At 73.9% G+C, this 19,818-nt stretch carries 18 protein-coding genes; 9 read left to right on the forward strand and 9 right to left on the reverse strand.

Annotated elements, in window-relative coordinates:
• Nucleotides 1-34: 34 nt before the first annotated feature.
• From FM125_RS04430 to FM125_RS04450, 5 genes are all read right to left on the reverse strand, one after another.
• Nucleotides 35-1,762: a DEAD/DEAH box helicase gene (locus FM125_RS04430; RefSeq protein WP_087133768.1), complete on the reverse strand. Its 1,728-nt coding sequence runs from the start codon at nt 1,760-1,762 to the stop codon at nt 35-37.
• Between the two features lie 344 nt (nt 1,763-2,106).
• Complete coding sequence (locus tag FM125_RS04435) at nt 2,107-3,669, reverse strand: RNB domain-containing ribonuclease (protein WP_087133769.1); 1,563 nt, start codon at nt 3,667-3,669, stop codon at nt 2,107-2,109.
• A gap of 25 nt (nt 3,670-3,694) precedes the next feature.
• Nucleotides 3,695-3,919 carry a DUF3107 domain-containing protein gene (locus FM125_RS04440; protein ID WP_067189044.1) on the reverse strand — a complete coding sequence of 75 codons (225 nt, stop codon included), beginning with the start codon at nt 3,917-3,919 and terminating at the stop codon, nt 3,695-3,697.
• A 250-nt stretch (nt 3,920-4,169) separates the two neighbouring features.
• Nucleotides 4,170-4,775 (reverse strand): TetR/AcrR family transcriptional regulator, encoded by a 606-nt coding sequence (locus FM125_RS04445; RefSeq protein WP_067189046.1) that lies wholly within the window; start codon nt 4,773-4,775, stop codon nt 4,170-4,172.
• Nucleotides 4,772-6,121 (reverse strand): glutamyl-tRNA reductase, encoded by a 1,350-nt coding sequence (locus FM125_RS04450; protein ID WP_087133789.1) that lies wholly within the window; start codon nt 6,119-6,121, stop codon nt 4,772-4,774. Before FM125_RS04450 ends, FM125_RS04445 begins: the two co-directional genes overlap by 4 nt.
• A 162-nt stretch (nt 6,122-6,283) precedes the next feature.
• On the opposite strand from FM125_RS04450, the gene hemE reads away from it, so the two are divergent.
• The 6 genes from hemE to FM125_RS04480 all read left to right on the forward strand — a co-directional run bounded on the left by hemE (nt 6,284) and on the right by FM125_RS04480 (nt 13,997).
• The gene (gene hemE / locus FM125_RS04455; RefSeq protein WP_425435785.1) at nt 6,284-7,486 is read left to right on the forward strand and encodes a uroporphyrinogen decarboxylase; all 1,203 of its coding nucleotides are present in this window, start codon (nt 6,284-6,286) and stop codon (nt 7,484-7,486) included.
• Nucleotides 7,483-9,069, forward strand: a complete 1,587-nt coding sequence (locus tag FM125_RS04460; protein WP_087133771.1) for a protoporphyrinogen/coproporphyrinogen oxidase — start codon at nt 7,483-7,485, stop codon at nt 9,067-9,069. The genes hemE and FM125_RS04460 overlap by 4 nt, the downstream gene beginning before the upstream one ends.
• A 65-nt stretch (nt 9,070-9,134) precedes the next feature.
• A complete protein-coding gene (gene hemQ, locus FM125_RS04465; protein ID WP_067189089.1) occupies nt 9,135-9,821 on the forward strand; it encodes a hydrogen peroxide-dependent heme synthase in 687 nt (228 codons plus the stop codon).
• A complete protein-coding gene (locus FM125_RS04470; protein WP_087133772.1) occupies nt 9,821-11,182 on the forward strand; it encodes a ferrochelatase in 1,362 nt (453 codons plus the stop codon). Before hemQ ends, FM125_RS04470 begins: the two co-directional genes overlap by 1 nt.
• 3 nt (nt 11,183-11,185) lie before the next feature.
• The gene (hemC, locus tag FM125_RS04475; RefSeq protein ID WP_087133773.1) at nt 11,186-12,295 is read left to right on the forward strand and encodes a hydroxymethylbilane synthase; all 1,110 of its coding nucleotides are present in this window, start codon (nt 11,186-11,188) and stop codon (nt 12,293-12,295) included.
• 136 nt (nt 12,296-12,431) lie between these two features.
• The gene (locus FM125_RS04480) at nt 12,432-13,997 is read left to right on the forward strand and encodes a uroporphyrinogen-III synthase (protein WP_180525349.1); all 1,566 of its coding nucleotides are present in this window, start codon (nt 12,432-12,434) and stop codon (nt 13,995-13,997) included.
• 36 nt (nt 13,998-14,033) lie between these two features.
• Here FM125_RS04480 and FM125_RS04485 read toward each other — a convergent pair whose 3' ends face one another.
• From FM125_RS04485 to FM125_RS04495, 3 genes are all read right to left on the reverse strand, one after another.
• Entirely contained in the window at nt 14,034-14,237 is a 204-nt protein-coding gene (locus FM125_RS04485; RefSeq protein ID WP_067189054.1) for a hypothetical protein, read from the reverse strand.
• 300 nt (nt 14,238-14,537) lie between these two features.
• Complete coding sequence (locus FM125_RS04490; RefSeq protein ID WP_087133775.1) at nt 14,538-15,059, reverse strand: DUF2087 domain-containing protein; 522 nt, start codon at nt 15,057-15,059, stop codon at nt 14,538-14,540.
• On the reverse strand, nt 15,059-16,015 hold the full coding sequence (locus tag FM125_RS04495) for an NYN domain-containing protein (RefSeq protein WP_070637730.1): 957 nt from the start codon (nt 16,013-16,015) through the stop codon (nt 15,059-15,061). Before FM125_RS04495 ends, FM125_RS04490 begins: the two co-directional genes overlap by 1 nt.
• 151 nt (nt 16,016-16,166) lie before the next feature.
• Between FM125_RS04495 and hemB the strand changes: the two genes are divergently transcribed.
• Together hemB and hemL are read left to right on the forward strand one after the other, a co-directional pair.
• The gene (gene hemB, locus FM125_RS04500; RefSeq protein ID WP_087133776.1) at nt 16,167-17,153 is read left to right on the forward strand and encodes a porphobilinogen synthase; all 987 of its coding nucleotides are present in this window, start codon (nt 16,167-16,169) and stop codon (nt 17,151-17,153) included.
• A complete protein-coding gene (gene hemL, locus FM125_RS04505) occupies nt 17,150-18,460 on the forward strand; it encodes a glutamate-1-semialdehyde 2,1-aminomutase (protein WP_070637733.1) in 1,311 nt (436 codons plus the stop codon). The genes hemB and hemL overlap by 4 nt, the downstream gene beginning before the upstream one ends.
• A gap of 146 nt (nt 18,461-18,606) precedes the next feature.
• Here the strand turns inward: hemL and FM125_RS04510 are convergent, their stop codons facing one another.
• Complete coding sequence (locus FM125_RS04510) at nt 18,607-19,293, reverse strand: 3'-5' exonuclease (protein ID WP_070637813.1); 687 nt, start codon at nt 19,291-19,293, stop codon at nt 18,607-18,609.
• A 43-nt stretch (nt 19,294-19,336) separates the two neighbouring features.
• Between FM125_RS04510 and FM125_RS04515 the strand changes: the two genes are divergently transcribed.
• Nucleotides 19,337-19,783: an MGMT family protein gene (locus FM125_RS04515; RefSeq protein WP_245829801.1), complete on the forward strand. Its 447-nt coding sequence runs from the start codon at nt 19,337-19,339 to the stop codon at nt 19,781-19,783.
• Nucleotides 19,784-19,818: the final 35 nt, after the last annotated feature.

Genomic DNA, 19,818 nt, shown 5'->3' on the forward strand with positions numbered 1-19,818 from the left:
GGTGAGTCCTCACCAGTACGTGCGCGGGGGAGGGTCACCTCTCGGTCTTCGGGGCGCTCTCGCCGCCCTTCACGACCTCGCCGTTGCGGCGGCGGGTGCGGTTGCGGCCTCCGCGGGAGCGCCTGCGACGGCCCCCGCCCCCGCCCTCACCCGAGCGCTCGCCGCCCTCGGAGCGGTCACGACCCTCGCCGCCGCGTCGGCCGCGGGACTCGCCGGACTCGCCGCGCTCGCTGTCGCGGCTCCGGCCCTCGCCACCACGGCCCCGGGCCTCGCCGCCGCGGCCACGACCGCGTCCACGGCCCCGGCCGCCGCCGCGACCGCCGCGCTCGGAGCTGCGGCCGCCGCGCGCTGCGGAGCCCGGACCGCCCAGGTCCTCGACGTGCTCGGCGTCCAGGCCCTCGAGGGTGCGCTTGTCCTTCGGCAGACGGCCCTTGGTGCCCTTCGGGATGCCGAGGTCCTCGAACAGGTGCGGGGAGGAGGAGTAGGTCTCCACCGGCTCGGGCTGGCCGAGACCGAGGGCCCTGTCGATCAGGGACCAGCGCGGCATGTCCTCCCAGTCCACGAGGGTCACCGCGATGCCCTTGTTGCCGGCGCGGCCGGTGCGGCCGACGCGGTGGACATAGGTCTTCTCGTCCTCCGGGGCCTGGAAGTTGAACACGTGGGTCACGTCGTCCACGTCGATGCCGCGGGCGGCGACGTCGGTGGCCACCAGGATGTCGATCTTGCCGTTGCGGAAGGCGCGCAGCGCCTGCTCGCGGGCGCCCTGGCCCAGGTCGCCGTGCAGCGGGCCGGCGGCGAAGCCGCGCTTGGTCAGCTCGTCGGCCACACGGGCGGCGGTGCGCTTGGTGCGGGTGAAGATGATGGTGCGGCCGCGGCCCTCGCCCTGCAGGGCACGGGCGATGAGCTCGTCCTTGTCCATGTGGTGGGCGCGGTAGACGAGCTGGCGGATGTCCTTCTTGGTCAGGCCCTCGTCGTCCGGGTCGGTGGCGCGGATGTGCGTCGGGTGGGTCATGTACCGGCGGGCCATGGCGACCACCGGACCCGGCATGGTGGCCGAGAACAGCATGGTCTGGCGGACCTGCGGCACGGCGGCCAGCAGGGTCTCCACATCCGGCAGGAAGCCGAGGTCGAGCATCTCGTCGGCCTCGTCGAGCACCACGGTGTTCACCAGGTTCAGCCGCAGGTGGCGCTGGCGCATCAGGTCGATCAGGCGGCCGGGGGTGCCGACCACGATCTCCACGCCGCGGCCCAGCTCCTCGATCTGCGGCTCATAGGCGCGGCCGCCGTAGATGGTGGCGATGCGCAGCGAGCGGTTCTTCGCGGCCTCGGTGAGGTCGCCGGCCACCTGGACGGCCAGTTCGCGGGTCGGTGCCACGATGAGCGCCTGCGGGGCGCCGGCGGAGCCGTCCTTCTCCAGCCTGTCCCAGCCGGGCTCGCCCGGACCGACGGCCCGCTGCAGGGCGGGGATGCCGAAGCCGAGGGTCTTGCCGGTGCCGGTCTTGGCCTGGCCGATGATGTCATGCCCGCCCAGGGCGACCGGGAGGGTCATGGACTGGATCGGGAACGGATGGGTGATGCCGCGCGCGGACAGCGCGTCCACGATCTCGGCGGAGACGCCGTAGTCGGCGAAGGTCTTCTCCTCGACGGCCGGGACCTCGTCAGGGGTCACGGTCTCGGCGGCCATCTCCTCGACGGCGGCCATCTCCTCGGCGGCCCTGTCCGGGGTGGTCTCGGGGTTCTGGGTGGTGGGTGTGTCGCTCATGCTCACGCTCCCGTTTCCTTCTCGGGCGCGCGGGGCGTCGGTCCGCGGCGCGGGCGGCCGGATGCCTCCGGGCCCGTGCGTGCGGGCTCGCGCCGTGTGCGCGCTGCAGGGGGAAGCCGATCGCGGGGAGAACACACCGGAGCCGCAAGGCCTCGTGGCCCCGCCCCGGGAACCCGGTCTCGGCCGTCCCCCACGGTGGGGAGGCGCCGCCGGATTCGGCAGTACAGGTGATCAGGTGCGACCGGTCATCCAGTGGTCACGACGACTGCGGGGACGCGGTCGTCGGGGGCCAGTCTAGCCCCTCGGCCTGCGGGCGCGCCGGAAGGAGCGGACGGCAGGGAGCCTCAGCGGCCTCCGGCCAGGGACGCGTCGACCTGACCGGAGGCCACGTCCACGGAGTCGATGCGCACGCGCACCTCGTCGCCGGGGGCGGCACCGGCGGGGACGCTCAGGTAGGCGGGCGGGTCCACGAGCTGCACGTCCACGGAGTCCTCGCCGCGGGTGCGGACCACGGTGCCGGCGAGCTCCTCGCCCACGTGGGCGGTCAGCTCTGCGGCCTCCACGAGGTCCACGGCCGCCCGGTCGGCCTGGGAGGCGCGGCGCCCCGAGTCCGCCATCAGCGCGGGCAGCTCCGGCAGGGCGGCCCGCACCTCGGCGGGCACTTCGTGGCCCTGCACCAGGGCATGGCAGACGATCAGCACGAAGCGGTCCACCAGGCGGCGCAGCGGAGCGGTGGTGTGGGCATAGGGGGCGGCCAGGGCGGCCTGCTCCGGGTCCTCCGGCGGGGTGTGCAGCTCAGGGTCGTCGGAGGACGCGTCGAACGCGGTGTAGTCGGCGCCGCGGAACAGGGCGGTGGCGGCGTGGAGGACGGCCAGGCCCTGGGGTGCGGTCGGGTCCACGGTGCGCAGGTAGGCGCCGTAGTCCTGCTCGTGGGTCCACGGCAGGCCGAGGGCGGCCACGCGAGAGCGGAACTCGGCGATCGCCTCGTCGTCCGGGGCGGGCATGGTGCGCAGGATGCCGACGCCGGCGTCGAGCATGATGCGGGCCGCCGCCATCCCCGTCATGAGGGAGACGTGGGCGTTGTCGTCCTCCACCGGCAGCGGGTTGCGCTGCACGAGGCGGTAGGCGCCGGACTCGTCCACGTGGATCTCCTGGTCCGGCATGTTCAGGGACGCGCCGCCACGGGCCGCCTCCTGGGCGCGCCGCAGCCGGCCCACCTCGGGGAGCAGCCGCAACGAGGCCACAACATCCTCGGGCAGGTCCGGCACGTCGGCCGGGGCCCGCCCGTCCTTCCCGACGACGGCACCGCCCCCGGGTGCCCCGCCCGCCGGGAACTCGTCCCCGACGAGGGCCTGCACCTGCGGGTAGGTCAGCTGGAAGCGGGAGCGCACCCGTGCGCGGACCAGCTCCACGGCCCCGAGGACGCCCTCGGCGTCCAGGTCCATGGACCAGACGTAGGCGGGGCGCTCCTGCTCGGGCAGCAGGGAGCCGGCGTGCTCGCTGATGCGCTCGGGGTGGAGGGGGACACGCCCGTCCGGAAGGTAGACCGTCTGGCCCCGTCGGCGGGCCTCCGCGTCGATGGCCCCGCCGAGGGCCACGAACGCGGGGACGTCGGCGATGGCGTAGTGCACGCGGACGCCGACGTCCGTGCGCTCGATGAAGACGGCCTGGTCCAGGTCGGTGGACCCGGCGGGATCCACCGTGACGAAGGGGACGTCGGTGAGGTCCACGCGCTCGGGGTCCTGCCCGAGGGAGCCGAGGACGTCCTCGGCGGCACGTTCGGCCTCGGCCAGCACGTCGTCCGGGAACGCGTCCGGCAGCTCGAGGTCCCGGCGGAGACGGGTCAGCCGTGCGGTGAGGGCGGAGTCCTCACCGGCGCCGTGGACGCCGAGTGCGGGCAGCAGCATGGGTCAGGCCCCTTCGCCCGTCGGCTCAGCGAGCGGCGAAGCCCAGCGGGCCGGCCTTCTGGGCGCCGATCTCGACGAAGGCGATCTTCTCGCCGGGCACGAGCACGGTGCGGCCCTTGGCGTCGTCCAGCTGGAGCAGGGAGCCGTCGGCGATCGCGGCGGCCACGCGCTCGCGGACCTCCTCGGCGGTGTGCTCGGTCTCCAGAGTCACCTCGCGGGCCGAGTGCTGCACTCCGATGCGGATCTCCATGGGGTCCTCCTAGGACAGGGGTCTGCGGTCTGCGTCGGACGGCGGGGCCGGGGCCGCGCGCGTCCGGAACGGCTCTGTTCCCGTTTAGACTAGGGCACGGGGCGCGGCGGCAGGCAGGGCACGGGAGGCGTTTCACCCCGTGGCGAAACACAGGGGCCGGAACAGGTCCGTCCGCGGGGCGCGGGCGGTGTGGGGCCCCCGTCGGCGGGGCGGGGCGTGTGTGGCGCCCCGCTGTCGGGGCGGGGCGTGCTCAGAGTCTGGAGAGGCCGCGCCAGAGCATGGTGAAGGTGACCTCGGCGGCGCGCTCGAGGGTGGGACGGGAGGCCTCGTCGGTCTCGTCGGCCCACCAGCGGGCGGCCTCGATCATGCAGGCCACCAGGCCGCGGGAGACCAGCTCGGCCTCCTCGACGGAGACCGTGGCTCCCTCCTGCAGCAGCTTGGCGATGTGCCGGGCCAGGGTGCCCTCGATGACCTCGCCGCGCTGCTGGACGTCCGGGTCGTGGGTGCGGCCGGAGGACAGCAGCAACCGGTGGCGGCGGCTCGGGTCGGACACATACCGGTAGACCGCGGTCACCGTCTGGCGCGTGCGCTGCCTGTTGTCCAGGTCCGAGGACAGCACCTCGGAGATCTGTGCGACGAAGGCCTCGACCTCGACGTCGAGCAGGTGGAGGAAGAGCTCGTGCTTGCCGGGGAAGTGCTGGTAGAGCACCGGCTTGGACACGGCCGCCGACTCGGCGATCTGGTCCATGGAGGTCTGCGCGTAGCCGTGCTCCACGAACAGCGCGCGGGCGACCTCCACCAGCTGCCGGCGGCGTTCGGCCCGGGGCAGGCGTGCCGCGCGGGTGTGGCCGCTCATGCGGTGCGTCTCTGCCCGTCCGCGTCCTGATGGGGGACCGGGCAGGCGGACGGCGAGTCCGGGATCGGAGCGGCGGCGGGCACCTCGATGTCGTACAGCGCCTGCAGCGCGCGCTCGTACTCGTCCAGCCGTCCCTCGGCAGCCATGCGCCGGGCGCGGACGGTGGGGGTGTGGAGGAGCTGGCGCACCATGTGGCGCAGGGCGAACTCGATCTCCTCGGCCGGTGCGGTGCAGCCGTGGCGGCGGCGGACGCGCTCCAGTTCGGTGTCCAGGGCCGCGAGGGTGTGCTCGCGCAGGGCGCGGATGGCGCCGTCTGCGGTGCGGCCGCGCTGGGAGTCGGTGAAGTCGCGGAGGGCGCCCTCCACGAGGGTGCGTGCCTCGGAGACGGCAGAGGCGGCCTGCTCCGGTGCGGCGAGGCGGACGTCCTCGAGGGTGATCAGGTCGACCTGGTCCAGGTCCGCCACGGCGGGGTCGAAGTCACGGGTGAGCGCCAGGTCCAGCAGGGTGACCGGATGCCGGGCGCCCTCACGGAGGGCCACGAGCTGCTCAGGGGAGACCTGCCGGCCGGACCCGGAGCAGCCGATCACCACGTCGGCCTCGGCCAGTGCCCCGGCGATGCTCTCGCCGCCCAAGGCCATCGCCCAGCCGCCGCGATCGGCGACGAACTGCTCGGCACGGCCGGAGGAGGAGTGCACGGCCACGGCGGTGGCGCCGCGGTCCGCCAGCTGGGACAGGGTGGTGCCCGCATAGGAGCCGGTGCCGATCAGCAGCACGTTCGCCTCGGCCCAGAAGTCCTCGGCCTCCTCCTCGGTGACGACGCCGCGCAGCTCCTCGGCCAGGTCCAGGGCCACGGTCACGACGGACCGGCCGGTGGCGCCGAGAGCGGTCTGGGAGCCCACGTCCTTGGCCGCGCGGGTCGCGCCCTCGAACAGGCGGACGAGCGGGCCCGTGGCGGTGCCGGCCTCCCGGGCCTCGACGAGGGCCCGGCGCACCTGTCCGGCGATCTCGCGCTCGCCGACCACGGCGGAGTCCAGGCCGGAGGCGACCTCGAACAGGTGGCGGACGGTGGCGTCGGCGCCGAGCAGGCGGAAGGTGCCGTCCACGGTGGCGTACGGGAGGTCCGTCTCGGCGGCGATCGCCTTCACGAGGGTGTTGTGGGTGCCGGACACGTCGCCGTTGTCCGCGTCGGCGTAGACCTCCACGCGGTTGCACGTGGTCAGCACGACGGCCCCGCCGGCACCGGAGGCGGGCAGGGCGGAGAGCACGGACGCGGCACCGGCGGACAGGCGGGCGACCGTGTCGAGGTGGACGTCCTTGTGCGAGGCGATCAGCGAGAAGAGTGTCACAGCGCCGTCCATCCTAGCCGGGGCCGGTCCTTCCGTCACCGAGGCGCACCTCACCTGCAGCGGGGCATCCGCTCAGATAGGGCGACGCTGAGGTGACGGCCGTCACGTGGGGCGAGGTGGGCCGTCGTCGTCCACGGGCCCGGAATCGCTTTCGATGGAAGAATGGGGGGCATGTCCGCCGAGACCTCTGCTCAGACCCCGTCCACGGCGGCCGCAGCCCTGCCGGCCGACCATCCGTTGCGCACCACCGAATCCGCGCGATCCACGGCCGATTCGGCGTTGATCACCGCGCTGCGCGGCGCCCGCCCCGAGCGCCACCCCGTCTGGTTCATGCGCCAGGCCGGCCGTTCGCTGCCGGAGTACAAGAAGGTGCGCGAGGGCATCGGGATGCTCGATTCCTGCCTCATGCCCGACCTTGTGAGGGAAATCACGATGCAGCCGGTCCGCCGCCATGACGTGGACGCCGGCATCTTCTTCTCGGACATCGTGGTCCCGCTGCGCCTGGCCGGGATCGGCGTGGAGATCGTCCCGGGCGTCGGGCCGGTCCTGGACCACCCGGTGCGCACCGCCGCGGACGTCGCCGCACTGCCCGAGCTCGAGGACTCCGCCCTCGACGTCATCCGCGAGGCCGTCTCGCTCACCGTGGGCGAGCTCGGCAGCCGCCCGCTCATCGGCTTCGCCGGCGCGCCGTTCACCCTGGCCGCCTACATGGTGGAGGGCCGCCCCTCCCGCGACCACTTCGGGCCGCGCCGCATGATGCACGCCGACCCGGAGACCTGGAACGCGCTGGCGTCCTGGGCCGCCCGCGTGTCCGGCCAGTTCCTCCGCGCCCAGATCGTCTCCGGCGCCTCCGCCGCCCAGCTCTTCGACTCGTGGGCCGGCTCGCTCTCCGCGGCCGACTACCGTGCCCACGTGCAGCGTCACTCCGCCGCCGCCTTCGAGGCCGTCGCCGACCTGGCCGGACCGGGTGTGGTCGGAGGCGTCCCGCTGCTGCACTTCGGCATCGGCACCGGCGATTTCCTGCACCACCTGCGCGATGCCGGCGCGTCCGCCGTCGGCGTGGACCACCGCCTCACCCTGGCCGAGGCGCACCGTCGCCTCTGCGCGAACCCGGGCCCGGACGGCCGCGGCGCCGTCCCGCTGCAGGGCAACATTGACCCGGCCCTGCTGGGCGCCCCCTGGGAGGTGCTCGAGGCCCACGTCCGCGAGGTCGTCGCCTCCGGCGCCGCTGCGCCGGGACACGTGGTCAACCTGGCCCACGGCGTCCCGCCGGAGACCGACCCGACCGAGCTGACCCGCGTGGTCGAGCTGATCCACTCCATCGACGTGCCCGAGCGTCCCGCCTCGGGGGAGGAGCACGCATGAAGGTCCCGGACATCTCTGTGCAGCAGATCCCGGCCCCGGTGGCCCCCGCTGCGGACCAGGCGCCCCGCACGGCCCTGGTGATCGGCGGCGGCATCGCCGGCCTGCTCTCCGCGCTGCGCCTGCGCCAGTCCGGCTGGGAAGTCACCCTCGCCGAGGCCACCTCGGTGCTCGGCGGCGCCGTCTCGCCGCGCTACCTCACCGTGCCGTCCGAAGACGAGCACGGCGCCGTGCAGGACCAGACGCTGGAGCTGGACGGCGGAGCGGAGGCCTTCGCGCTGCGCGGCACCGCAGTCCAGGAGCTGCTGCATGAGCTGGACATCTACGAACGCATCATGTCCCCGGCGGCCGGCGGGTCCTGGATCCACGCCGCCGAGGGCTCGTTCCCGTCTCCACGGCTGGGCCTGCTGGGCATCCCCGGGGACCTGGACGCCGAGGACACCGCCGCGGCCCTGTCCGCCGCCGGCCTGGAGCGCGCACGCCAGGACCTGACCGCCGAGGTGGGCGACTGGGCCGAGCGCATCGCCGCCGGCGAGGAGATCACCCTCGGCGAGCTGGTGGCCGACCGTCTCGGCGACGAGGTGCTGCAGCGCCTCGTGGCCCCCGTGGTGGCGGGGGTGCACTCCGCCGACCCCTCCACCGTCGCCGTGCACCGGGTGGCCCCGGGTCTGCTCGAGGCCTTCGTGGAGCAGGGCAGCCTGTCCGCCGGCGTCGCCGCACTGCGTGGCCAGCACACCCCGGGCTCCCTCGTGGCCGGCCTCGACGGCGGCATGAACATCCTGACCACCCGGCTGATCGCCCGGCTGCGGGACACCGGCGTGACCGTGCTGCGCGGCGTCCGTGTGGCCGCCCTGAAGCATTTCGACGAGCGCGGCCAGTGGTGGGCGCAGATCAGCGATCGCAACGAGGAGGTCCTCCGGGGGCTCGAAGCCGACCGCATCGTCCTCGCCGTGGACGGCCCCAACGCCTGGGAGCTGCTCGCCCCCGCCTCGCACGGCGCCCTCGACCCCGACGACGGCCCCCACCCGGCCGACGGCGTCGCCCTGGTGACGCTCGTGGTGGACGCCGAGGGGCTCGACTGCGCCCCGCGCGGCACCGGAGTCCTCGTGGCCGAGGGCACCGAGGTGGGCGCCAAGGCGCTCACCCACGCCACCGCCAAGTGGGAGTGGCTCGCCGAGGTCGTCCGCCGCGACCGCGAGGACGGCACCGCCCGCCACCGGCACCGCCACGTGCTCCGCCTCTCCTACGGCCGGCACGGCGGCGGCCCGGACCAGCTGGGCTACCGCACCGCGGACGAGCAGCTCGTGGAGCAGGCGATCGCCGACGCCGCCGTGCTCACCGGAGTGGACCTCGCAGCCGAGGACGTGGCCGCTCACATGGTCGTCCGCTGGCGCGACGCCATCCCGCCGCAGTCCGGCCCCGCCCGCACCGCCATGAAGGCGCTGACCGCCTACGCCGAGGCCACCGACGGCGTGGACGTGGTCGGCGCCTGGGCCGACGGCACCGGCCTGGCCTCGATCGTGGAGGCCGTGGACCGCCGGTTCGGCTCCTTCGACCCCATCACCCCCGCAGCAGGAAGAGAGTGATCCCCGTGCAGGACACCCAGCACACCGCAGACGCCGCCGCCACCGAGGAGAACGCGCCGAACCCGCTGGCCGGCAAGGACTGGTTCACCACCTACACCGTGTTCGCCCGCCCGAACGACGGCTCCTGCCCCGCCCCGCTCGACGGTCCGCAGGCGGAGGACGCCGTGCAGGAGTTCGACGCCCTCGTCGCCGAGCTCGGCGAGCAGGGCGTGACCGTCCGCGGCACCTACGACGTCTCCGGCATGCGCGCCGACGCCGACGTCATGGTGTGGATGTACGGCCAGGTCCCTGAGGACCTGCAGGCTGCGATCCGCCGCATCCGCCGCACCCGCCTGTTCGCCGGCACGCACATCGTGCTCTCCGCGATGGGCGCCGACCGCCTGGCCGAGTTCAACAAGGAGCACATCCCGGCGTTCGCCATGGGCCGCGAGCCCCTCGAGTGGCTCTGCTTCTACCCGTTCGTGCGTTCCTACGACTGGTACACCATGGATCCGAAGGAGCGCGCCCGCATGCTGCGCGAACACGGCCTGCTCGGCCGCGACTTCCCGCAGGTCTGGGCCAACACCACGTCCGCCTTCGCCCTGAACGACTGGGAGTGGCTGCTCGGGCTGGAGGCCCCGAAGCTCACCGACCTGGTGGACATGATGCGCCATCTGCGGGACAACGAGACCCGCCACTACGTGCGCGAAGAGGTGCCGTTCTACACCGGCCGCCGCGTGGAGACCGCCGAGATCCTGGAGGTCCTCGCCTGATGAGCCTGTCCCCGACGCACCACCACCCGGACGGCGCCGAGCGCCCGGTCCGGCAGGTCCCGGAGGCCGCCGCCGGCGTCGACTACGACGTCTGCGGCACCATGGCGCCCAAGACCTACGACGCCCTCATGCTCGCCTCCTTCGGCGGCCCCGAGGGCCAGGAGGACGTCCTCCCGTTCCTCCGCAACGTCACCGGCGGTCGCGGCATCCCGGACGAGCGCCTCGAGGAGGTCGCCGTCCACTACCGCACCAACGGCGGCGTCAGCCCGATCAACGCCCAGAACCGTGCGCTGATCGCCGCGATCGAGGGCGAGCTGGACCGCCGCGGCCACGATCTGCCCGTCTACTGGGGCAACCGCAACTGGGAGCCGTACTTCCCGGACACCCTCCAGCGGATGGTCGACGACGGCCACCGCCGCATCCTGACCGTCACCACCTCCGCCTACTCCTGCTACTCGTCCTGCCGCCAGTACCGCGAGGACATGGGCATGGCCATGGAGAAGACCGGCCTGGAGGGCACGGTGGACCTGGACAAGACCCGCCAGTACTTCAACCACCCGGGGTTCGTGGAGCCGTTCCGCGACGGCCTGCGTGAGGACCTGCTCTCCCTGCGCGGAGAGCTGGGCGACGACGCCCGGATCCACGTCCTGTTCGTCACCCACTCCATCCCGACCGCCGACGCCGAGGCCGCCGGCCCGCGCGAGCTGTCCGCGCAGCTGGCCTCCGAGGCTGGCGCGGAGGCCGGCGAGGCCGAGGGCGCCGACCTGTACTCGGCGCAGCACCTGGACGTGGCCCGCGAGATCCTCGCCGGCGTCCCGGAGGCCGAGGGGGTCGAGTGGTCGCTGGTCTACCAGTCCCGTTCCGGCTCCCCGCAGGTGCCGTGGCTCGAGCCGGACATCAACGACGCCATGGAGGCGCTCGCCGGCGAGGGGGCGCAGACCGACGCCTCCGGCCGTGCCGTGGCCGGCTTCGTGGTGGTCCCGCTCGGCTTCGTGTCCGACCACATGGAGGTCATCTGGGACCTGGACACCGAGGCGAAGGACACCGCGGCCGAGCTGGGCGTCGGCTTCCGCCGCACCGGCACCCCGGGCACCGACGCGCGCTTCGTGTCCGGCCTGGTGGACATCGTCGAGGAGCGCATGGGCCTGCGTGCCGGCCGCGCCGCCGTCGGCTGCTTCCCGGCCTGGCCGGACGTCTGCCGCCCGGACTGCTGCGTGAAGGTCATGCGGGACGGCTCCGTCCGCCCGACCACCTCCGCCGTGGACGCCGCTGTGCGCGGCCTGGCCGAGCACGGCCGAGGCGCCGAGGCGTCCGAGGGGGCCCCGGCAGCCGAGACCGCCGCCGACGTCGAGGAGGCCTGAACCATGTCCGTGCGCGTCGGCACCCGCGGCTCTGCGCTGGCCACCACCCAGACCCGGACGGTGGCGCAGGCGCTGACCGAGCAGGCGGGCCTGGACCACGAGCTGGTGATCATCCGGACCGACGGGGACGTCACCACCGGCTCGCTCGCCTCCCTGGGCGGCACCGGCGTGTTCGCCTCCGCGCTGCGCGCCTCGATCCTCGACGGCGTGGTGGACATGGCCGTGCACTCGCTCAAGGACCTGCCGGCGGCTCAGCCGGAGGACCTGGAGATCATCGCCGTCCCGGCGCGTGCGGACCTGCGGGACGCCCTGTGCGCCCGTGACGGCCTGACCCTGGAGACCCTCCCGGAGGGAGCCCGGGTCGGCACCGGCTCGCCGCGCCGTGTGGCGCAGCTGAAGGCGCTGCGTCCGGACCTGGAGCTCGTGGACATCCGCGGCAACGTGCAGACCCGCCTGGCCCGTGTGCCGGGCTTGGAGCAGCACGACGACAACGCCCCGGCCGCCGCCGGCTCCCCGCGCGGGGACCTGGACGCCGTCGTCCTGGCCTGCGCCGGCCTGGACCGTCTCGGCCTGGAACACGTGATCACCGAGCGCATCGACCCGGACGTCATGCTCCCGGCCCCGGGCCAGGGCGCCCTGGCGGTGGAGGTCCGTGCGCTCCACGACGGCATCGTGGGCGACGCCCTGCTGGACCCGACCACGCCGGCCGGACGCCTGCGGGAGGGCCTGGCCCGCCTGGACGACCTGCACACCCATGCCGCCGTGACCGCCGAGCGCGCCCTGCTGCTGCGCCTGGAGGCCGGCTGCGCCGCGCCGATCGGGGCGGTCGCCCGTGTGGAGGACGGTGAGGACGAGGCCGGTGCCGCCGCCCCGCGCATCGTCATGGACGCGATGGTCGCCGCGCTGGACGGCTCCCGCATCCTGCGCCGCACCTCCTCGGTGCAGCTGGACGCGGTGCCGCAGGAGGTGAATGCGGAGCCGGAGCAGTCGGCCGAGTGGCTCGAGGACACCCTGATGACGGCGGCCGGTGCGCTGGGCGTGCACATGGCCGAGGGGTTCATCGCCGAGGGCGCCGACCTGCTGCCGGGAACCGTCCGCGGCACCGGTGCCTGATCCTCGGGGCACCCCGCACATGACGACGTCGGACCCGCACCGTCTCGAGGGCCCTCGCCCGGGCGCCGGGCAGGGGTCCTCGGGGACGAGTGGGTGTGGTCCCGTGGCAGGCGTGGCCACCGGGCGGACTGCCGGTGTGCGACGCAGACCGCTGGTGCTCACCCGGCAGCCGGCTCAGGCCGGTGCCGTGGAGGCGGACCTGGCCGCGGCGGGGCTGGACGTCCGCTTCTGCCCGCTGACGGACTTCGAGCTGTCCGGCGAGCCGGGGCCTCTGCGGGCCGTGGTGGCCCGGGTGGAGGCGGGGGAGTGCGCATGGCTGGTGCTGACCAGTCCCAACACCGTGCGCGCCCTGCAGGCCGCCGGCTGGACCGGCGGGGTCGGCGGGAGCACGAAGGTGGCCGTGACCGGAGCCGGCACCGCGCGGGTTCTGGCCGAGCTGGGCTGCACCGCCGAGCCGTGGATGCCTGAGCAGGCGTCGGCCGCCGGGATCCTGGCCGACTTCCCGTCCGTGGAGCCTGCAGGCCGCTGCGCCGCAGACGCCGCCATGATGGCCGACGGAGCGGACGTCGCCGGGGACGCCGGTGACCGGTCCGTTCCGCAGGGCGCCGATGCGGACGTCGCCGTTCCGCAGGGTGCCGTTCCGCAGGGTGTCGATGCGGACGTCTCCGACCCCCATGAGGCCCCGGCGTCCCTGGTGCTGCTTCCGCAGTCCGCGCTGGCCACCGGGGAGCTGACCTCCGGCCTGGAGGCGAAGGGCTGGCACGTCGCCCGCGTGGAGGCCTACCGGACCGTGCCCTACCCGGCCGACCCGCTTCGTCGCCTGCTGCCCGAACCCCAGGGCGGGGCCGACCACGCCGGCGAGCTCGACCGTCGCGGGGACACCGCCGGGCCGGCGCCCGGGGCGGGGTCCGCGCGCACAGCCCGACCGGGCCACGGCGCAGCCCGACCGGGCCACGGCGCAGCCCGAGCGAGCCACGGCGCAGCCCGAGCGAGCCACGATGCAGCCCGACCGGGCCACCGTGCAGCGCGAACGGGCCACGATGCCCCGGTGGGCGAGATGGCGGAGGCGGGTGCCGTCGTCGTGCCGGTGGCGGGGCTGGCCGGCCACGATGTGGTGCTCACGAGCCCCTCGGCCGCCCGCGAGCTGGCCACGCACCACGGGCTGGACGACGAGCGGGTGCGGCTGACCAGCCGCCTGGTCGCGATCGGCCGGCCCACGGCCGCGGAGGCGCGGCGGCTGGGGCTGGAGCTGTCGGCCGTGGCGCAGACGCCGGACGCCGAGGGGATCCTGCGTGCGCTGGGGCATGGGCTGAGCCTTCAGGAGGCGGGCGGCACTGCAGAGGTGGACGGCGAGTACGCCGAGCCCGGTCCGCTGCGCGATGCGCTGGTCGCGGCGATCCTGGCCGGGGAGAAGACCGCCACCTCCGCGCTGCTGCGGGACTACGAGGCTGCGCAGGAGCCGCTGCCGCGGGCCGGGACGCGGGAGCGTGTGCTGGACTCGGCCGGGCAGGTGGCGGCCGTCGTGGAGGTCACCGGCGTGACCGTGGTGCCCCTGGGCCGGGTGCCGCACTGGCACGTGGTGGCGGAGGGGGAGGGCCACCGGGACGTGCGCGCCTGGCGGGCGGCCCATGAGGAGTTCTGGGGCGGGGCGCTGCCGGACGAGACCGAGGTCGTGCTCATCCAGCTGACCCGCATCGCCTGAGCGGCGGGCGTGGCCGTGTGCCCGGTGCAGCCCCGGTCAGTTCTCCGGCGGCGGGGCCATCACGTCCACCCGCGGCGGCCGCAGGATGGAGCGCGAGACGTTCTGGAAGTCGTGCTGGTAGAGCAGGTTCGAGGCCTCCTCGTCCGTCAGGTCGTAGGCGTGGGCCAGCATCCTGACATTCTCGGTGTAGAAGGCATGCAGCTTGTCCACGCCCTTGAGGAACTCGAGTTCGTTGGCCATGCCGGTCAGCGTAGGAATCCCAGGTGAGCGCAGGGTATCGCCGAGGTGAATGGGGCGTGGCCGTGCGGCCGTGACAGGTCAGGACCTGCGGGGCGGGGTTCAGGACCTGCAGGACTGTTTCCTGGTCGGACGTCCTTGCATGTATCAAAGTTGGGCGAGATCGGCCCGATCAGAGCGGTTTCGGCCCACCTTCGATACACGCAACGCGGCGGTGCCTTCGATCCACGCAACGCGGTGGTGCCTTCCATACACGCAAGACACTCCTGACACGAAGCCCGGTCAGCCGCCGTCCAGCCCCGCTCAGCCCTCCACGCGCCAGTAGGCCGAGCCGTCGGCGGCGCGCTCGTAGACGCCGAGGTCGAAGGCGTGCCGGCGGAAGAACGCCACGTCCTGCACGAACAGTCGCAGGCGTCCGTTGAGCTCCGACTCGGTCACCCGCTCGCCTTCATCCAGCACGCGCACGGCCACGGCGCGGACGGCGTCGTCCACGGCGTCCAGGGCGAGGTCCTTCACGTCGATCCGCGCGCCGTCCAGCACCGCGAGCGGGCCGAGCACCCGGTCCAGGTCGGCCACGGCCTCGCCCAGGAAAGACTCGACGAACACGGGAGCGCCGTCCTCGGACAGCTCGACCGCACCCAGCGACACGGCCCCGCGCAGGGGACCGGCGTCGTCGGCGGTCGCGGTCCCGGAGAACACGGCGCCGAGGCTGCGGCGCAGCTTCGGGTTGCGCAGCATCGCCAGCAGCGAACGCGCGCGGCGCACCGCCCCTGACCGCCCGGCGCCCGCCGCGGTGTCCGCCCCGGCGTACTCGGGTCCGGCCATCAGCCCTCCGCCCTGCGGCGGCGCCGGGCCTTGACGGCGGCCTCCATGGTCCGGCCCTCGGTGCGGGTCTGCAGGTAGGACTGGTCCTCCACCAGGTCCGAGAGCTTGCGGAAGCCGAAGTCGCGCGGGTCGAAGTCGACGTGCGTGCGGGACAGGTGCTGGCCGATGACGCCGAGGGAGGCCCATCCGTCGTCGCCGGAGGTGGCGTTGATGGCCTTGACCAGGGCGGACTGCAGGTTGATGCGCGGGGCGTCGTCGGCGTGCTCGGCATCGGAGAACGCCGGGGTGACGTCGTCTGCACGCGAACCCGCGGGCTTCGCGGGCTCCTTGGCCGGCTTCGTCTCCTCGGCGGCAGCCGCGTCCGTCTCGTCCTTCGTCTCCGCCTTCCTCTTCGCCCCGCTGGTGCCGGAGCCGCGGCCGCCGCGCGAGCGGGAGCGTCCCGAGGGCTTCGAGTCCTCGGCCTCGTCGGCGGCCTCACCGGTCCGCTTCTCGGCCTGCTCGTCCTCGGCCGCCTTCGCCAGCAGCTCGAGGTACACGAACTGGTCCACGGCGTTGCGCAGGGAAGCCGGGGTCTTGCGGGCGCCCAGGCCGATCACGCGCTTGCCGGACTCACGCAGGCGCATGGCCAGGCGGGTGAAGTCGGAGTCCGAGGACACGATGGCGAAGGTGTCCACGTTGCCCATCCAGAGCAGGTCCATCGCGTCGATGATCAGGGCGGAGTCCGAGGAGTTCTTCCCCACGGTGTTGGCGATCTGCAGCATCGGCTGGATCGCCAGCGTGGACAGCGTCTTCTTCCAGCCGTTCAGGTTGGTGGTGGTCCAGTCGCCGTACGCCCGCTTGATGGTGGGTGTGCCGTGGCTGGCCAGCTCCTCCAGGATCAGGGAGGCGTAGGACGGGGAGACGTTGTCGCAGTCGATGAGCACGGCGATGCGTGTGCCGGCGGAGGGGGAGGTCATGGTCCCACCCTATCGGCGGGGCCGGGCTCGTCTCGACGACGGCTGTCCGCCTTCTCCTGCGGGCGGCGGTGGCGTCTCGGTACAGTGGAGGGCTGGACCGTCGGCCCGTCCGGGCCCCCGGAAAGACTCTCTGACAGGAGATGACGTCCCCATGCCGTTCCCGCTGCAGCGTCCGCGCCGCCTGCGCCAGTCCCCGGCGATGCGTCGGCTGGTCGCCGAGACCCGCCTGCATCCGTCCCAGCTGATCCTGCCCGCCTTCGTCAAGGAGGGGGCGGACGAGCCGTTGCCGATCGCCTCGATGCCGGGCGTCGTGCAGCACACCACGGACTCCCTCAAGGCCGCCGCGGCCGAGGCCGCCGAACTGGGTCTGGGCGGCATCATGCTCTTCGGAGTCCCCGAGACCCGCGACGCCACCGGCTCCGCCGGCCTGGACCCGCAGGGCGTGCTCAACCGGGCGATCGCGGACGTGAAGGCCGAGGTCGGGGACGGGCTGCTGGTCATGTCCGACCTCTGCCTGGACGAGTTCACCGACCACGGGCACTGCGGCGTGCTCCGCGAGGACGGTGCCGTGGACAACGACGCCACCCTGGAGATCTACGGGCAGATGGCCGTGGCCCAGGCCGAGGCCGGGGCGGACGTGCTCGGCCCCTCCGGCATGATGGACGGCCAGGTCCGCGTCATCCGTGAGGCCCTCGACGCGGCCGGTCACACCGACGCGGTGATCTTCGCCTACGCCGCCAAGTACTCCTCCGCGTTCTACGGACCGTTCCGGGACGCCGTCGACTCCCAGCTCACCGGCGACCGCAAGACCTACCAGATGGACGCGGCTAACCGCACCGAGGCGCTGCGTGAGGTCTGCCTGGACCTGGAGGAGGGCGCGGACATGGTGATGGTCAAGCCGGCCATGGCCTACCTGGACATCGTCCGCGACGTGGCCGAGACGGCCGACGTCCCGGTGTCCGCCTACCAGATCTCCGGCGAGTACGCGATGATCGAGGCGGCCGCGGCCCAGGGCTGGATCGACCGCCGCGCCGCGATCGCCGAGTCCGTGCTCTCCATCCGGCGCGCCGGCGCCGGCTCCGTGCTCACCTACTACGCGGCCGAGCTCGGCCGCTGGATCAAGGAGGGGTCACTGTGACCACCAACGCCGCGGCCTTCGCCGCAGCCCAGGCCGTCATCCCCGGCGGCGTCGACTCGCCCGTCCGCGCCTTCGGCTCCGTCGGCGGCACGCCCCGCTTCATGGCCTCTGCCCAGGGCCCGTACCTGACCGACGTCGAGGGCAAGCGCTACGTGGACCTCGTCTGCTCCTGGGGCCCCATGCTCCTGGGCCACCAGCACCCCGCCGTGGTCGAGGCCGTCCACCGCGCCGTCGACGCGGGCCTGTCCTTCGGCACCTCCGTGGAGGGCGAGACCCGGCTGGCGGAGCTGATCGCCTCCCGCGTGCCGGTCGAGCGCGTGCGCTTCGTGTCCACCGGCACCGAGGCCACCATGACCGCCATCCGCCTGGCGCGCGGCGTCACCGGCCGCAACCTGATCGTGAAGTTCGCAGGCTGCTACCACGGCCACTCGGACGGCCTGCTCGCCGCCGCCGGCTCGGGCGTCGCCACCCAGGCCCTGCCCGGCTCCGCCGGAGTCACCGAGGCCGCCGCCTCCGAGACCATCGTGGTGGACTACAACTCGCCCAAGGCGCTCGAGGCCGTCTTCGCCGAGCACGGCGAGAGGATCGCCGCCGTGATCACCGAGGCCGTGCCCTGCAACATGGGCGTGGTGGAGCCGGGCGACGGGTTCAACCGCTTCCTGCGCGAGATCACCGCGAAGCACGGCGCGCTGCTGATCTGGGACGAGGTCCTCACCGGTTTCCGCGCCACCGCCACCGGCGGCTGGGGACTGTTCGGCGAGGTCGAGGGCTGGACCCCGGACATCTGGTGCTTCGGCAAGGTGATCGGCGGCGGCATGCCCGCGGCCGCCCTCGGCGGCTCCGCCGAGATCATGGACCACCTGGCCCCGCTCGGCCCGGTGTACCAGGCCGGCACCCTCTCCGGGAACCCGGTCGCCATGGCCGCCGGCCACGCCACCCTCGAGCACGCCGACGAGGCCGTCTACGCCCGTGTGGCCGCCGCCTCCGACGCCATCCGCGAGGGCCTGACCTCAGCCTTGACCGCCGCCGGCGTGGACCACTCCATCCAGCGTGCCGGCACCCTGTTCTCCGTCGCCTTCGGCACCTCGGCCGACGGCGTCAAGGACTACGCCGACGCCCAGGGCCAACAGGTCTTCCGCCACGCCCCGTTCTTCCAGTCCATGCTGGCCTCCGGCGTGTACCTGCCGCCCTCGGTGTTCGAGGCCTGGTTCGTCTCCGCCGCCCACGACGACGCCGCCGTCCAGCAGGTCCTCGACGCACTGCCGGCCGCCGCCGAGGCCGCGGCGCAGGCCACGCCGCAGGGCTGATCCGCAGCCGCTGCCTCCCGGACCGGAGCACAGACGAACGGCGCCCCACCTGCTCGAGGTGGGGCGCCGTCGTCGTATCACGGACGTCACGACTGTTCGTGGTGTGCGCGGCCTGGCCGAGCCGGGCGGCGGGGCAGCCGGCGGCCTCAGGCCTGCGGCTCGACCGGCCAGGCCCGCGAGACGGTGGCCTGGGGGTCCTTGCGGCGCAGGTACTCCTCGAAGCTGGCGGCCTGCTCGGCCTTCCAGGTGACCTGGCGCTCGTGCAGGTCGGCGGGGTCGATGCGCAGCGCGTCGTACTTGCGGGCCAGGGCGTCCGCCACGTGCACGCCGGCGAGGGCGTCCGCGGCGGAGGTGTGGGCGTTCTCGAGGGTGACGCCGTAGTGCTCCGACACCACGGAGAGGGTGCGCTTGCCCTTGCGGAAGCGGTCCATCTGACGGTCCAGGACGAAGGGGTCGATCACCGGCGTCGGCTCCAGCGGCTGCAGGCCGTGGCGGCGGGCCTCTCGGTCCATCACCGTGAAGTCGTAGACGCCGTTGAACGCGATCACCGGGATGCCGGCGCGGAACAGGTCACGCAGGGTCTCGAGGATCTCGGCGACGCCCTGAGCGGCGGGCATGCCCTCAGCCTGTGCCTTCGCGGTGGTGACCCCGTGTACCTCGGCGGCCTCGTCCGGGATCGGCACACCCGGGTCCAGCAGCCACTCGGCGCTGGAGCGGGCGAGGCCCGCGCCGTCCACCATGACGATCGTCGCGGTGACGATCAGCGCCTTCGCGGGGTCGCGGCCGGTCGTCTCGAGGTCGAACCCTGCCCGGATCTGCTCATGCCAGTTCACGGCCTCCACGCTACCGCGTCGACGGACACGGCAGGATGGGCCTGTGGACACCGCTCAGACCCCTCCTGCACAGCCGCTCGCCGGGGACTGCCTGCCTGGCGACGGCTCCCTTCCTGCCGTCCCCGGCCTTCCCGACGACGGCCCCCTCACCGTGCTCGAGGCCCTCGCCGCCGCCGCGTGGCTGATCCCGGCCGGGTGTGCCGTCGCCTACGGCGGCCTGGCCGCCCTGCTCGGCGTCGGCGGCGCCCGTCAGGCGGGCAGGGCCATGGCGGAGTCTGCCGAGGGCACGCCCTGGTGGCGCGTGGTGCGGGCTGACGGGTCCCTGCCGACTCAGCTGGCCGTCGTCGCGAAGGGACACTGGGAGACCGAGGGGACGCCGCTGCGCGGACACGATGATCCGAGGGTCGACCTGTCCGCTGCGCGCTGGCAGCCGGATGCCGCGGCGCAGCGCTCCCTGGAGCGGCTGGCGCAGCGGTCGCGCCAGGCCTGAGGCCCGAAGGCGGCCGTTAGCGTGTCCGGTGCTCC

The sequence above is a fragment of the Micrococcus lylae genome (assembly GCF_900163825.1).
GTDB lineage: Bacteria > Actinomycetota > Actinomycetes > Actinomycetales > Micrococcaceae > Micrococcus > Micrococcus lylae.